This is a genomic window from Lewinella sp. IMCC34183, assembly GCF_003390915.1.
Classification (GTDB): domain Bacteria; phylum Bacteroidota; class Bacteroidia; order Chitinophagales; family Saprospiraceae; genus Neolewinella.
Window position 1 is genome coordinate 111,064 of the sequence record NZ_QMEM01000007.1, and the last position, 16,166, is coordinate 127,229.

8 protein-coding genes are annotated in these 16,166 nt (G+C 63.6%); 6 read left to right on the forward strand and 2 right to left on the reverse strand.

Features of this window, described 5'->3' with window-relative positions; translation table 11 throughout:
- Positions 1-299 precede the first annotated feature (299 nt).
- Positions 300-2,699 carry a glycoside hydrolase family 127 protein gene (locus tag DQG19_RS15435; protein WP_116127184.1) on the reverse strand — a complete coding sequence of 800 codons (2,400 nt, stop codon included), beginning with the start codon at positions 2,697-2,699 and terminating at the stop codon, positions 300-302.
- Between the two features lie 293 nt (positions 2,700-2,992).
- Between DQG19_RS15435 and DQG19_RS15440 the strand changes: the two genes are divergently transcribed.
- From DQG19_RS15440 to DQG19_RS15465, 6 genes are all read left to right on the forward strand, one after another.
- Positions 2,993-6,223 carry a S41 family peptidase gene (locus DQG19_RS15440; RefSeq protein WP_232826535.1) on the forward strand — a complete coding sequence of 1,077 codons (3,231 nt, stop codon included), beginning with the start codon at positions 2,993-2,995 and terminating at the stop codon, positions 6,221-6,223.
- 348 nt (positions 6,224-6,571) lie between these two features.
- Positions 6,572-8,491: an endo-1,4-beta-xylanase gene (locus tag DQG19_RS15445; protein WP_116127186.1), complete on the forward strand. Its 1,920-nt coding sequence runs from the start codon at positions 6,572-6,574 to the stop codon at positions 8,489-8,491.
- Positions 8,492-8,587: 96 nt separating this feature from the next.
- Entirely contained in the window at positions 8,588-8,974 is a 387-nt protein-coding gene (locus tag DQG19_RS15450) for a hypothetical protein (protein ID WP_116127187.1), read from the forward strand.
- A 72-nt stretch (positions 8,975-9,046) separates the two neighbouring features.
- The gene (locus tag DQG19_RS15455) at positions 9,047-9,910 is read left to right on the forward strand and encodes an HAEPLYID family protein (RefSeq protein ID WP_116127188.1); all 864 of its coding nucleotides are present in this window, start codon (positions 9,047-9,049) and stop codon (positions 9,908-9,910) included.
- A gap of 70 nt (positions 9,911-9,980) precedes the next feature.
- Positions 9,981-11,510: a S10 family peptidase gene (locus tag DQG19_RS15460; RefSeq protein WP_116127189.1), complete on the forward strand. Its 1,530-nt coding sequence runs from the start codon at positions 9,981-9,983 to the stop codon at positions 11,508-11,510.
- A 99-nt stretch (positions 11,511-11,609) separates the two neighbouring features.
- Complete coding sequence (locus DQG19_RS15465; RefSeq protein WP_116127190.1) at positions 11,610-12,707, forward strand: tryptophan 2,3-dioxygenase family protein; 1,098 nt, start codon at positions 11,610-11,612, stop codon at positions 12,705-12,707.
- Here DQG19_RS15465 and DQG19_RS15470 read toward each other — a convergent pair whose 3' ends face one another.
- Positions 12,708-16,163 (reverse strand): ThuA domain-containing protein, encoded by a 3,456-nt coding sequence (locus tag DQG19_RS15470; RefSeq protein WP_116127191.1) that lies wholly within the window; start codon positions 16,161-16,163, stop codon positions 12,708-12,710. It abuts the gene before it with no gap.
- Positions 16,164-16,166: the final 3 nt, after the last annotated feature.

Genomic DNA, 16,166 nt, shown 5'->3' on the forward strand with positions numbered 1-16,166 from the left:
GCCGGTATGCAGCTCTCCAGCGGCTCGTTATGTTGACCGTGGTGGTCGGGGTCTCGTGGTTACTCTTCGCATCCATAGTGCTGGTCCGCAACGGCAACAAGTCTTGCTGATCACGGTGCTACCCCCGAACGGTCGGGGGCCGGACCGGGAAACTACACGCCCCGCCAGCGGGTTGATCCCGAACATGTTGCATCGCCACGCTCGCCCGTTGAGGCAACAGCATGCCGGACATCGTCTCTGAGCATCGCGACTGCAGCGTGCGCGGCTATACCCGGCATCCACTCGGTACGGTTGTCCTACTACTCCACGATCACCTCGTACAGTCCGGTCGCGTACTCCTCCGGCAGCTCGACCAGTAGCCGGATCCCGTCAGTCTGGACGGTAGAGAAAGACACGGTGTTGAGCTCGTCCTTCGCTATGGGGTAGCCGTCGCCGTCCGGCACCACCGCCGCCCATCCGTCGCCGGTCCGGTATTCGATGGTCCAATCCGCGGGAATGCGGCAGCCGCCTTCGGGGCCGTCGTCGAACCAGTAGACGCTGACCTTCGAGACATTTGCGAGGGCCGGCAGGTCCAGCTGTACCCATTCGGTGGTGTCCTTGTGCGGCCACCAGTGGAAGTAGGGGATGGAGTGGTCGTTGGAGTTTTCCGGCAGGAGCTGGTCGCGCAGGGCCAGGGTGTTTGCCGCTGCGCCCAGGGAGGTAGTGATCGTGCTTGAGTGCGTCAGGGTGGGCGCGGGGGCGGGTTGGGCCGCCTCCGGAGTGGTGGCCAGCCAGACGGCCATTTCTCCCGGTCCGCGGTTGTTCCAGAGGTGGTAGGGGATCAGGGTCAGGTCGTGGGGGGCGGAGGTGGTCAGGCTGCCGTCCAGTTCCCGGGACACGGTGCGGGCCCGTCCGTGCAGGGCGTAGATGCCGCCCAGGCTGTCCGACGGGGCCGCCGTTACCGGAGCGGACGGGTCTACCACCAGGTCGAGCACCCGCTCGCCGGGGTTGTCGGCCCACTCGGCCGCGTAGAGTAGGGGGCCTCGCTCGTAGGCTACCCGCCCGGCGTCGGCCGTGACTTCATCGCGGGCCAGCACGGCGTGTACCTCCAGCGGAAAGTCCACTTCCACGCGGTCGCCCGGCTGCCACGTACGGTCGAGGGTGAGGTAGCCCCCGTCGTCTACCGCGACCGGCACGATAGCGTCATTGACCGTCACCGTGAAGGCCGATCGTTCGGGATCGATGTAGCGGTACAGCTCCCCGGGTACCGGAAGGTTACGGACGTAGCCGGGCACCCGCAACCGAAGCCGTGCCTTCAGCGCCCGCGCCGGATCGACCTGCAGCCGCACGCTGCCCTCCCACGGGAAGCCGCTCTGCTGCGTGAGGTGCAGCGGAGTACCGTCCACCTCGAAGTCCGTTTCGCTCGACACGTACAGGTTCACGAAGACCTCATCGTCGCGGTGGGCGTAGATGTACTCCGGCATGGAGGGCAGGGTACGCGCCACGTTGGGCGGACAGCAGGCGCAGCCAAACCATTCGCGCCGCGCGTGCTGCCCCATGGAGGCCAGGGGGTTGGGGTAAAAGAAGTGATCCCCGGCCAGGGAGACGCCGTCCAGCACGTTGTTGTACAGCGAGCGCTCCAGTACGTCGATGTATTTGCTCTCGCCCGTCATGAGAAACAGCCGGTGGTTCCAGCGTACGACGCCCACGCCCGCGCAGGTCTCGGCGTAGGCCGACATATTTGGCAGCTCGTAGGCTGCGCCGAAGGCTTCCCCGCTGCCCGTGGCCCCGATGCCGCCGTTGAGATAGTACTTGGAGTCGGCGATGTCGTGCCAGATCCGCTCGATGGCGCGGCGGTAGGCGGAGTCGCCCGTGATGGCGGCGATGTCGGCCATGGCGGTCCACATATACGCACCGCGGACGGCGTGGCCCACGGCCTCGGACTGCTCGGTCACCGGCAGGTGTGACTGGTCGTACTCCTTGGGGTTGCCGACGCCGGAGCGGCCGCGCACGTCGAGGAAAAACTTCGCCAGGTCCAGGTAGCGCGGCTCGCCGGTGACGCGGTAGAGCTTGACGAGGCCGATCTCCACCTCCTGGTGGCCGGGGTAGTCGCGGAGCTTCTGCTCGCCGAAGGTGGCGTCGACCAGGTCGGCGCTCTTGATCGCAACGTCCAGCAGGCTGCGCTTTTCGGTAGCGCGGTAGTGGGCCACGGCCGCTTCGTAGAGGTGCCCCAGGTTGTAGAGTTCGTGGCTGAGCTCATGTACCAGTTCCCACCGCTTGCTGCCGGCCCAGGGGTGGACGTTCTTGCCAATGGTACGGGTAGTATAGAGGTAGCCGTCGGGCTCCTGGGCAGCGGCCACCACTTCGATGAGGCTGTCTACCTGACGTTCCAGCGCCGCATCCGGGTAGGTCTGCAGCGAATAGCTGGCCGCCTCGATGATCTTGTAGATGTCGGAGTCGTCGAAGGGGTACTCGGTGCAGAACTGTCCCTCCATCTGCCGGGCAGCGATCCGGAAGTTGTCGATCCGCCCACTCTCCCGGCTCTTCTGGATGGCGATCGGGATGGTGACCTCGTGGTTGATCTTGATTTTTGGCGCCCAGAATTCGTCCTGGATGGTCACCTCCGAGAAGGAAACGGGGGTGATGGGGTAGTCTTGCTGAGCGGCAACGGCGGAGACGCAGGGCAGGGTGAACAGCAAGAGTAAGGATCGGTACAGCATAGGTAGCCGCAGGGCAGCGGGTATCGGGTGAAATCGGAAGATAGGAAATTGCCGCAGCGCAGTAAAACGCGGTCTCCGACCGCGCAGTACAACGCTGCCTCCGGCCGCGAAGCAGAATGCGTTCTCCGACCGCAAAGTCAAACCGCTACCTGATCCAGCACCAACCGATCATTCTAAAACTTTCCCACTCCCCCCGCACCCGCGCCCCGCCGCCAAGTCCCAAGGTAGGCCGCAGCGGGCCGCAATTATTGTCGGATATTTACGGGAGCCTTTACCAACTACCTCCCCCGCCAGTGAAACTACTTCTGCTCTTCCTAACCCTTTCTCTCAGCCTCACCGCCCAGGACGCCCCCAACTGGCTGCGTCATTCCGCCATCTCGCCCGACGGTACCCGCATCGCCTTCACCTACCTCGGCGACCTCTACACGGTACCCGCCACCGGCGGCGACGCCACCCGGCTCACCTACCACGACGCCCACGACTATATGGCCACCTGGAGCGCCGACGGAGAGCGGATCGCCTTCGCCTCCAACCGCTACGGCAACTTCGACGTCTTCGTGATGCCTGCCACGGGGGGCACGGCCACCCGCATCACCTACCACAGCACCGATGAAGTACCCTACGCCTTCGGCGCGGGCGACAGCACCGTAATCTTTGGTGGACAGCGGCAGGACGACGTGCGCCACCGGCAGTTTCCCACCGGCTCGCAGCCGGAACTCTACACCGTACCGGCCGACGGCGGACGGGTAGCCCAGCTGCTCACCGTGCCCGCGGAGTACGCCCGGCTGAGCCCCGACGGCACCACCCTGCTGTACCACGACAAAAAGGGAGGGGAGAACGAGTACCGCAAGCACCATACCTCGGCCATCACCCGCGACATCTGGGCCTACAACCTGGCCGACTCGACCCACCGGCAACTCACGGAGAGCCCCGCCGAGGACCGGCAGCCGGTCTTCACCGATGATGGCACGGGCTTCTACTACCTGAGCGAGCGCAGCGGCACCTTCAACGTGCACAAGCGGAAACTGGACGACGCGGACAGCGATGAGCAGCTGACGGACATGGGTCCTAACCCCGTCCGCTTCCTCAGCCGCGGCGGCGACCTGCTCAGCTTCGGCTACGACGGGGAGCTCTACACCCTGCGGGAGGGGGAAGCCCCCCAAAAGGTGGAGGTCAACATCGTGATCCAGGACGGCGACAACAACGACCGGTTCATTTCCGTCAACAGCGACATCGAGGAGATGGCCGTTTCGCCCGACGGCAAGGAGATCGCCTTCGTAGCCCGCGGGGAGGTGTTCGTCACTTCGGTGGACGAAAGCTTCACCAAGCGGATCACCAACACGCCGGAGCGGGAACGCTTCGTGACTTGGGGTCCGGAAGGCAAGTCGGTCGTCTACGCCAGCGAGCGCGACGGCCACTGGAGCACCTACCAGACCGAAAAGGTGCGGGAGGAAGAGCCCTTCTTCTACGCCTCCACCCTGCTGAAGGAAACGCCCGTGCTCGAGAACGGCAAGGACAACTACCTGCTGCAGTACGCCCCCGACGGCAAGCGGATGGCCTGGGTCGAGGACCGGCGCACCCTGAAGGTCCGCAACCTCAGCACCGGCACCGACACCGTACTGCTGGGCGCGGACGAGCTCTTCCACATGCGTGACGGCGACAAGTACTTCACCTGGAGCCCCGACAGCAAGTGGCTGCTGGTAGAGCACGACGTGCTGCTTAACAACAGCGAAGTACTGCTGATGAAGGCCGACGGCTCCAAGCGCGTCAACCTGACCCGCAGCGGCTACTACGACAGCCGCCCCAAGTGGGTCGACGACGGCAAGGCGATGATCTGGTTCAGCAACCGCGACGGCCTGAAGTCCTACGCCACCAGTGGGCAGTCGGAGCAGGACGTCTACGCCCTCTTCTTCACCCAGGAGGCCTGGGACGAGTTCAACCTCAGCGAGGAAGACTACAAACTGCAGCAGGCCGTGGAAAAGGCCAACAAAGCAGACGACGATGACGACAAGAAGAAGGAAAAAGAAAAAGAGACCAAGAAAGACAGCACCCAGGTCGAGGACCTCACCTTCGACTGGGACGGCATCCACGACCGCACCAAGCGGCTGACCATCCATTCCTCCCGCCTCGGCGACGCGGTGCTGTCGAAGGACGGCGAGAAACTCTACTACCTGAGCCGCTTCGAGGACAAGCTCAACCTCTGGGTCACCAACCTGCGCACCCGCGAGACCAAGATGGAGCTCGAACTGGAGACCACCAACGGATCGCTGGAGTGGGACAAGCAGCAGAAGAATCTCTACCTGCTCAGCAGCGGTAAGATCACGAAACTCGACCTCGAGAAGGACAAAAAGACCCCCGTCAAGCTGCAGGGCGAAATGACCTTCGACCAGGAGGCCGAACGGCGCGCCATTTTCGACCATGTATGGCAGCGGACGGACGCCGTCTTCTACCGTTCCGACTTTCACGGCGTGGACTGGGACTCGCTGCGCGTGGTCTACGAAAAGCACCTGCCCTCCATCGGCAATGCCTTCGAACTGACCGAGCTGCTCTCCGAGATGCTCGGCGAACTGAACGTGTCCCACGCGGGGGCACGCTACCGGGGCCCCGACATGGAGAACCCAGACAATACCGCCAGCCTCGGCATCTTTATGGATTACGACCATACGGGCGACGGCATCCGCATCGCGGAGGTCCTCGACGGGGGGCCGCTCGACCGGGCCGCCTTCGACGTCCGGCCGGGCATGACCATCGAGCGGATCAACGGGGAAGTAGTCTCCGCCGACCGCGACGTGGCCGCCTACCTGAACCGCCTGGAGGACGACTTTACCCTGCTGGAACTGGTAGACCCCACAACCGACAAGCGCACCACCATCACGGTGAAGCCGATCAGCCAGTCGGAGGAGAATCGCCTGCTCTACCGGCGTTGGGTGCGGCAGAACGAGGCGGAGGTCGACTCGCTAAGCAACGGCCAACTCGGGTACGTACACATCCCCGGCATGAGCGACGAGCCCTACCGCAGCATCTACCAGGATATGATGGGCAAGTACTTCGAGCGGAAGGGCATGATCGTCGATACCCGCTTCAACGGCGGGGGCGACTTGGTGGCCGACCTGGCCATGTTCTTCACCGGCGTACCCTTCATCAGCTACGCCACCGAGGCCAAGGTGGTCGGCGGCGAGCCCACCTCCCGCTGGACCAAGCCCACGCTCGCCCTGATCAACGAGGCGCAGTACAGCGACGGCCACTGCTTCGCCGCCGGCTACACCGACCTGAAAATCGGCAAGACGGTGGGCATGCCTACCCCCGGCACCTGCAGTTTCGCCGGCTGGGAACGGCTGCCGAACGGCATCGTGTGGGGCGTGGTGCCCGTTAGCGCCCGCGACATCGACGGCGACTGGATGGAGAACAACCAGACCGAGCCGCAGATCCGGGTCAAGAATATGCCGGCCGTCATCGCGGCCGGCCGCGACCAGCAGCTGGAACGCGCCGTCCGGGAGATGCTGGCGGACATCGGCAGCCGGTAGGCGGGGGCGGCGGGGCGCAGGTGCGGGGATCGTTCCGGACGATACGTTTCTGGCACAACCATCAGGTACCGGAAGCAAGTACAAGGTCCCCACCGGCGGGGAAGGTTAATCTGGTAGGGCAACCCAAGAATGCTGATCACTGCGGAGGGTCAGCCGTAGCCCCTTTTGTCATTGCGCGCCGGCTGATGGCCGGCACGACACTGCTGGGCATCCAGGACTACATATATGGTAAAATAAAATACAGCCCATTTTCCAGATTTTGGAACAATCGATTGCGTATGTGAATATACTTACCTAGATTAGGCACCCCGCCGGGTATTTCCCCGGCGTCATCTTTAACCTCGATCCATGCAACAGTTTTACTCCAGGATTGCGATCCTCGCATTCCTATTACTTCCGGCGGGCTTGCTGCTCTCCCAAAACCTCATCCTCAACCCCGGCTTCGAAGAGGGCGGTGAGGGAAATGAATTCACCAACTGGACCAAACTCAACGGTGCCGAATACATGACGGCCGTGCGGGGGGAGGACCAGGTACACAGTGGCAACCGCGCCCTGCGGGTGTCCAGCCCCGGCTTCGAGAGCCAACCCTGGCAGGTTCAGTTGCTGAGCGACGCCGTACCGACGTTCCCCGGCAACTCCTACACCTTCACCATCTGGGCGCGGGCCGAGGAAGCGGGGGGAAGGATGCGCTTCTCCACCCAACCAAACGCCCTGTACGGGGGGAACATCGAGATACCCACCGAGTGGACCCAGATCTCCTACACCTTCACCGCCAACGTGGAAATGACCTCCATCGCCATGGATATGGGATACGACGACGTGACCCTGTATTTCGACGACGCCGAGATGCTCGCTCCCGAAAACCCCTGCATGGATACGTACGACGCGCCGGAAGATCAGGAGCCCATTGCTACCGGCAAGGGCAAGTTCATCGGCTCGGTGTACGGCGGCAACCAGATCGATGATTTCGAACAGTACTTCAACCAGGTTACTCCGGAAAACGCCGGCAAGTGGGGCAGCGTAGAGGGTACGCGCGACACCTTCAACTGGGCGCAGCTCGATCCCATCCGTGCCTTCGCCGCGCGTAATAATTTCCCCTTCCGTTTCCACGTCATGTTGTGGGGCGCGCAGCAGCCGACCTGGCTCAAGCCGCTTTCCGACGAGGAGAAGCTGGTGGAAATCCGTGAGTGGTTCCAGGCCGTCTCCGACCACTACGACGGCAGCAGCGATGCCCGTGCCACCCTCGAATACCTCGAGGTGGTGAATGAGTTCCACAACCAACCCCCCGACAACGAGGGGCAGAACGCCGATGACGCCGGCAGCGGCGACTACATCCGCGCCCTTCGCCTGCTCAACGACACCCTAAATACCGCCCCCGGTGAGTACGACTGGATCGTCAACGCCTTCAAACTTGCCCGGGAGTACTTCCCCTGTGAGGAGACCAAGCTCATGCTCAATGAGTACCACGTGATCGCCGGCTTCAACAACACGACCGAGGTCTACACCGAAGTAGCCCAGCTACTCAAGGATGAAGGCCTCGTCGACGTACTGGGCTTTCAGGGACATGCCTTCTCGACCCGGGTCTACGGCGGTCCTTACACCCAGGAACGCTTCGACGAGGTAACCGCTGCCCTGACGGCGAACCTCGACCGCGTAGCGGCCGTGGGGCTGCCGATGATGGTTACCGAACTCGACATCGACGGCAACACCGACGATACGTACACCCCCACCACCGACCAGGCAGTACGGGACTCCTTCCAACTGGCCGAATACCAGCGCGTTTTCGGACTGCTCTGGAACCACCCCTCAGTTATCGGTATCACCCTCTGGGGGTACCGCAGCGGCCTGTGGCGCAGCGATCAGGCGGCGTACCTCATCGACCCCTGTACCGACGCGCCGCGGCCGGCCCTCGCTGAATACCTCAACGACTCCATCCGGCGTGCCGACGCGCCGCCGCTGACCGACTTCGACTACGCCTGCCCCACCACTAGCATCTTCGGCGGGCCCGGCGAGCTGGCTACGACCATGGAATTGTTCCCCAACCCTACCCGGGGTGGCGTGACCATCCGCTTTGGCGCCCCGTTGAACGATGCCGAGCTGCGCCTGTACGACCCGATCGGCAAGGAACTGCTGCGTCAGACCATTGCTCCCTACCAACTGCAGGTCGACCTGGACCTGGCCCGTCGGGATCTGGCACCGGGCATTTATGCGGTTACCGTACGCTCCGGCTCGCTGCAACGCACCCTTCGCCTGGTCATCGCCCGTTAATTAGGCATACCCCCTCACAACGTTCCGGGCGGTTACACCGTTACGGCATTCATACACCCCGCGCAGCGATTGCGCGGGGTGTACTTACGTTGTACCATGATCCACCTCATCCGAAATAGTGCCTGCCTGCCGCTCCTCTGGAGTTGTATGGCCGCCTTTCTGCTCAACCTGAGCGTGGATGCCCCGGATCCGTTCCCACGCCACGTAGCCGAGGACCTGTCGCACAACGACCAAGAAAGCATCGTAGAGTGGGTAGTAGAAACCCTGCTGGGGTACGAGGCCGCGTTTGCGGAATTCGACGACGACGACAGCGACGAGCGCAGCATTAACCTCACGCTCGAGCTGAACGCTACCCTGTTACCGGTCCCGGCCTTCGGTTCGGTTCCGCCCCCGGCACGGGAGCGGTCCGCCGACTTCCCCCCCTACCTCCGCTGGGGTGCCCCCGGCCACCGCGACATCGACGCCCCGCCCCCCCGAGTCTGATCTGTTTTCTCTCCCACTTCCCGTACCGGTTCCCACGAACCGGCGGCTTCCTTATTCCCCAAACAGACTCAGATGCAATTCAAATTCATCCTCTGCTCGGCCCTCGCGTTGAGCCTCTCTCCCTTTGTTTATGCCCAAACCGAAGATTCCCGTACCGACAGCCTCTACATTCAGGAGGTGGAGCAGGACCTCCCCCCCAAGGTGCTCCACGCCGAACCCCTGTACATCGACCTGATCCGCGACCTCGGCGCCCGCCAGGGCGAGCGCGAGTGGAACCTAGGGTTCGGGCTCACCGACAATCAGGACTTCGACGCCTACGAGGCCCTCGTTGAGTACGAGTGGGCCCCGATCAACCGCCTCGGCCTGGAGGTGGAATTACCCTTCACCTTTTACAGCCCCGTGAACGGAACGGAGGGCGAACTCGTCCCCGCCAACCGACTCCAAAGCCTGAAAGTGGCCGCCCAGTGGTCGTTTTTCGTCAACGAGCGCATGGCTACCTCGGCGGCCATCGGCTACATCAACGAGTTTGAGCTCGGCGACTTTTCCCAGTTTGGGCGCCCGCTCATCACCGGCAACGTGTACAACCCCTTTCTGATCGTGGCCAAGCGCTGGGGGAGCAACTGGCATACCCTGGTCTATACCGGCCCCCAGGTAAGCCACCACTACACCACCGACGCCTGGCATACGGTCTACGAGATCAACAGCAACCTGCACTACATGATCCCGGGCACGCGCAACTTCATCGGCGTGGAGTTCAACAAGGTGCTCGATCACGGCGACTTCGATATGACGATCCGGCCGCAGATGCGCGTCGGGGTTACCGAAAACCTGATGGTCGGCATCGTAGCCGGTATTCCGGTATCGCGGGAGAACGAGCGCTTCAGCTCCTTCCTGCGCCTGATCTACGAGCCGGGCGCCGCCGGTCCGGGTAAGTAGCCTGCCGGGTTGCGGGTGGGGGTCGCGATGGAGTATTGCTTATTTTGGCTGCATAAGCCTCCCAAGTCCTATGATCCGTCGCTGCCTCCCCCTGCTTCTCTGCCTTGTCCTGACGTCCGGAATCTCCGCCCAGCGGGATTCCGCCCAGCGTGTAGACCCTCCCGCCCGCACCTTCTCCTCCGAACAGGAGGTACGTTTCGGAAACCGGACGGTAACGCTGGACGCCACCACCGGCACGCTGCGCCTGCGCGACGAGAACGATAAGCCCATCGCCAATTTCGGCTTCACCAGTTACCTGGCGCAGGGTGGGGACCCGGCCCGGCCACGGCCCATCGTGTTCGCTTACAACGGCGGACCACTCTCGGCTTCCTTCTGGTTGCACATTGGCATACTCGGTCCCAAACGGATCGAGACCGAAGACCTGGCCTTCAACACTTCCCCCCCGTTTACGCTGATCAATAACGACTACTCCCTCCTCGAGGTCGCCGACCTGGTCATGATCGACCCCGTCGGAGTAGGCTTCAGCGAGCCGGTGGGCGAGGCCAAGTGGAGCGACTTCTGGGGTACTGACCAGGACATCCGTACCATCGGGCTGTTCATCAAGCAGTTCCTGATCGAGCACGACCGCATGAATGCCCCGAAATTTCTGCTCGGGGAGAGCTACGGCACCTTCCGGAACGCCGGTCTTGTTCGGCACCTGCAGGATCAGGGCGTTCCCATGAACGGGGTGATCATGGTTTCGGCTACGCTCGACATCCACGACCTGTTCTTCGGGGCCGGCCACGACCAGAGCTACGTCGTCTTCCTGCCCACGTACGCGGCGGCGGGCTGGTTTCACGGCTTGGTCCCCGACCGGCCCGAGCGACTGGAGGATTTTCTGACGGAGGTACGCACCTTCACGGAAGAGGAATACGCGCCCGCCCTGCTGCGCGGCGACCGCCTGAGCGCGTCCGAGCGGCAACATATGGCCGACCGACTGGCCCGCTATACCGGCATCGATAGCGATACCTGGCTGCGGGCCAATCTCCACCTCACCGACGGCGAGTTCTTTCAGCAGCTCAAGCGCGAAAGCCCCGCCACCACCGGCCGGCTGGACGCGCGCTTTACCGCCATCAACCAGGATCCCCTGACCCAGTCGCCCGACCGGGGCGACCCCTTCAGCGAAGCGGTGCAGGGAGCCTATCTCACCGCCTTCCGCGACTACCTCTACCGCGATCTCGGCGCCGACAAATCACTGACCTACACCCCCAGCAGCGGCGGACGCAAGGGCTTCAAGTGGGACTGGACCCACGCCGGCAACATGGGCTGGGGCACCCAGGCCGCGGTCAGTACCGCCGCGGACCTCGCCGCCGCCATGTCCGGTAATCCCAACCTGGACGTGCTCATCCTGCAGGGGTACTACGACGCCGCTACCCCCTTCTACGGCATCGAGCACACCGTCAATCACCTGGGGCTCGATCCGGCGATCCGCGACAACGTCACCCTCGAGTACTTCGAGGCGGGGCACATGATGTACGTGGAGGAGGCCTCCCGCAAGAAGTGGAAGCAGGTGGTCGACCGCTTCATCGAGGAGCATTCCGGCGCCGCTGCCCGCCGCTAGGGGGCGATCCGACGGGCACATTTTCCCAACGGGCGCAAATCACGCTGCCCGTCCTTTGCGGATTGCAGGCGGTCCTTTCCTGCACTACCTTCCCATCCTATGTCCGAGAAATACACCACGATCCACTACCACGATTACCTGAAGCTAGACGCGCTCCTGTCCCTCCAGCAGGAACGGAGCCACGCGCTGGGCGAGGGCGGTCACGACGAGACGCTCTTCATCATCATGCATCAAGTGTGCGAACTGTGGTTCAAGCAGATACTCACCGAGCTGGACTCCGTCCTGCTGCTGTTCCGGGAGGAGCGCGTGCGGGAAGACAACATGCATACCGTACTACTGCGCCTGCGCCGCGTCAACGTCATCATCGACCTGCTGATCGAGCAGGTGAAAACGATGGAAACCATGACGCCGCTGGACTTCCTGGATTTCCGTGACTTCCTTTTCCCGGCCTCCGGCTTTCAGAGCGTGCAGTTCCGCATGATTGAATCCACCCTGGGCCTCCGCGAAGCGGACCGGCTGACCTACCACGGCAAGTCCTACAAGATCGTCTTTACGGAGCAGCAGCAGGAGCGCCTCACCGCCATCGAGCGGGGCGGAAGCCTGTTCGAGCTGGTGGAGGGATGGCTCGAACGGACGCCCTTCCTCCAGTTCGAAGGCTTCGACTTCCTGTCGGCCTACAAGGCGGCGGTAGACCGTATGATCGAGCGCGACCAGGGGCATATGCGCAACAGCGACCTGAGCCCGAAGATGAAGGAGATGCGGCTGCGGGTGCTCGGGGATACCACCACCTACTTCCACCACGTGCTCGACCGTACGGAACACGAGCGCATGATCGAGGCCGGGGAGGCGCGGCTGAGCTACGATGCCACCGTCGCAGCGCTGCTCATCAACCTGTACCGCGACCAGCCCATCCTGAACATTCCGTTCCAGTTGCTCACCGAGCTGATGGTCATCGACGAGTCACTGACCACTTGGCGCTACCGGCACGCCCAGATGGTGATGCGCATGATCGGTAACAAGATCGGCACGGGCGGTTCCTCGGGCCACGACTACCTCGCCCGCACGGCCGAGCGGCACAAGATCTTCCGCGACCTGCACAACATCAGCTCGCTTCTGATCCCGCGCTCCGCGCTGCCCCGGCTTCCGAAGGAATTGGAGCGGAGCCTGGGCTTCTATTTCACCGACGCGCCGTCCTGATCAGCGGCTGAGGCCCCGTCCGGCCAGCCGAAACTGCGTACCGACCACTATCATCAGGTTGCCGGATGGCGCGTCCTCGTTCAGGAAGACCAGGTAAAGGTCGCGGGGTGCATCCGTACCGTCGGCGGGCGATTTGATCGCGATGTCGAGCTCGTTCGGTTGCATGGACATTCCTTCTGACGGCTCCAGCATTTCCGAGCCTCCCAGGAGGGGGCCGTCGGGGCTGTCCAGGTGCAGCTCTACCCGCCCCCCCATGGCCTCAAGTCGGGGCTTTGGGGCCATAGCCTGGACGGTCAGTCCGGCCAAATTGCTCAGGTCGACGGATTTCAGCATCAGGTAGGCGCCCGACTGTCCGATGATGACCAGTTTGTTGCCGCCGAACTCCACGGGCGTGATGTGCTCACCGCCGTCGTAGTCCTGCACGCCAACATTGGCGCTGCGCAGGGTCACCACGTCTTCCGAGCGCAGTGCGGGCAGCCCCTCCCCGCCCTTGTCGGTGTAGCCGGCGCGGATGAACAGCCGGCCCGCGCCGGGATCGTTCTCGGGCAGTTCCGGTACGTAGTCACCCGCCAGCGGGGGGCGGTTCTCGTCCGACTGCCGGGCCAGGCCCAGAATGTAATCGACCATCATCCGGGCCTGCCCTTCCGGTAGATCGGGGTGGGCCGACATGACGTTCTCCCCCCATACGCCCCCGCCGCCGGAGATGATCTTGCCAACCAGGTAATCGCGGGCGCCGGCCTTCCCGGCGTAGCGGGCGGCAACGGCGCGGTAGGTGGGCCCCACGGATTCCTTCTCGATGGCGTGACAGCTTACGCAGTCGTTCTCCTGGATAAGGCTTTCCCCCTGTCCGGCCACCGCGCCCGCGTCGGCCTGCCGGTGGCCACGGGCGATCTCGACCTGGTCGAAGCCCTCGGCGAGGTAATCCATAGTCAGGGCTACCTGCTGCTCGTCGATACCCGCACCTACGGTGCCGTCCTCCGCATCCTCGATCTCCACTGCGTAGGCAATGGGCTGACCGGGCACAAAGAAACTGCGGTTTCCGCCGGGCAGGTCGAGCCGGACCCGCGGTACGGCGTTACCGGCGGAAATGGCGACGGAGGAGGAGGTCTGCCCGCCCTTTCCGTCGTCGACCGTCAGGGCGGCCTCGTAGCTACCGGCCTCCTCAAGCGTGAGTTCGGCTTCTTCCCCTTCGAGGGTCCGCTCAAAGCCGTTGTCTCCGGTGACGGTCCATTGGTAGGACAATTCGTCCTCATCGGGATCCTTGACATCGACGGCCGACAGCTTCACCGTCAGGGGCAGCTTGCCACCGGCCTTGTCGACCGTGGCGACGGCCTCCGGCAGGCGGTTACCGGCGTTGAATTCGATACGCGACAGGCGGGCGTCGCGGTTCTGGGTGAACCACCCCTTGCCGTATTCGAGAAGGTAAAGGTCACCGTTATCGGCGAACTGCATATCCATCGGGTTGCTGAACTCGGCGTCGGGCAGGAAGCGCTCCATCCGGACGAAGTCACCTTCCTCGTTCATCGTGACGGCCATGATCCAGCCGCGCATCCAGTCGTAGGCGAAAAACTTGCCGTCGTAGTAGGCGGGCCAGGCGCGCTCCGCACCCGCGAAGTCCTCACGGTAGAAGACCGGGCCGGCCATCGCGTTGCGGCCGCCGTTGCCTACCAGGGGGAATTCCGGGGAGTTGCCGTAGGGGTACCAGATGAAGGCCTCCCGCGCCGGGGGCAGCTGCTCAAGGCCCGTATTGTTGGGAGAAGTATTGGCGGGGGATTCGGCGTCCCAGGCGGGACCGGAGGTTTCCGTGGCGAAGTCGTACTTCCGGTACGCCTTGTTGTCGCCTACGAAGTGGGGCCAACCGTAGTTGCCGGGCCCGCGGGCCTGCCCTACCTCGTCGTGGCCGGCCGGTCCGCGGAGGCTGTCGGGGTCGCCGGCGTCGGGTCCCACCTCACCCCAGTAGAGGTAGCCGGTGTGGGGATCGACGGAGATCCGGTAGGGGTTGCGGTGGCCCATGGTATAGATCTCGGGCCGGGTCTTGTCCGTGCCTTCGGGAAAGAGATTCCCCTCCGGGATGGTGTAGGTACCGTCGGGCTGCGGGGTGATGCGCAGGATCTTGCCGCGCAAGTCGTTGGTATTGGCCGAGCCGCGCTGGGCGTCCCAGGCCGAGCGACCGGGCCGCTCGTCGGTCGGGCTGTAGCCGTTGGAGGCGAAGGGGTTGGTATTGTCACCGGTGGAGAGGAAGAGGTTGCCGTTGCCGTCCCAGGCGATGGAGCCGCCGGTGTGGCAGCATTCCTGCCGCTGGGTGGCGACGAAGAGCAACTGCTTCTCGGAGTCCAGCAGCAGTTCGTCGCCATCCATCGTGAAGCGCGACAGCACGTTGGCGCTGGTATCGGGGTGGGAGTAGTACATGTAGATGTACTGGTTCTCCGCGAAGTTCGGATCCTTGTTGAGGCCGAGCAGGCCGTCCTCGGCGCGCGAGTTGGCGGGGTCCTCGTCGGTAGTGTAGGTCGTGCTAACGGGCAGGTTAGCGATGGTCTCCAGCTGGCCGGTACTGTTTTTGTACAGCTTGACGGCCCCGTGGCGCTCGACGAAGAGGATGCGGTCGTCGTCCAGGACCGTCAGCTCGGTGGGCTCGTCGAGGTTGCTGGCCAGCACCACCTTGGTGAACCGGTTCTCCTCGGGGCGGGAGGCGGCGTAGTCCAGTTTCTGGGGGTCGTCCCCGCCCATAGCGTAGTGGATGCCGGCGTAGAGGTGGTCCAGGAACATTTGGTCGGAGAAGGCGGAGGGTACGTGCCCGAGAGCGGTGTAGAAGGCGCGGCCACCGTCGAATTCCTGGTACCAGCTCATGGGGTGGAAGTCAGGATTCTTGCCGCCCTGGTAGCTGCTCTCGTCGATCGCCAGGACTGGATGAATGTTATCGGAGATGTTGCGGAAGTTGTAGAACTCGTCCGTCCAGTCGAATTCTGCGGGCAGCATTTCCGCGGCCCAGCTGTCGGCGTCGGTCACCTCGAAGTGGCCCTCCTGCACGTTGCTGGGGTCGCTGGGGTGATCGAGGAAGTAGGCCCCCGCCAGTTCGCCGTACCAGGGCCAGTCGTACTCGGTGTCGGTAGCGGAGTGGACGCCCACGTAGCCGCCGCCGGCCTGGATATAGCGCTCGAAGGCGCGCTGTTGCGCGTCGTCGAGCACGTCGCCGGTAGTATTCAGGAATACCACGGCTCCGTACTGCCGGAGGTTGTCCTCGGTGAAGGCCGCGGCGTCCTCGGTCACGTCCACCCGGAAATCTTTCTCCTTGGCCATCTTCTCCAGGGCCGCCTTACCCGCCTCGATTGATTCGTGGCGGAAGCCGGCGGTTTTGCTGAAGACCAGCAGGGCAGGTTCCGGCCGTTCGGAACAGGCCGTGAACAGGCAGAGCCACAGGCAGAGGCATACGTACAGTAGAGAAGAGCGGTTGGGCATGGC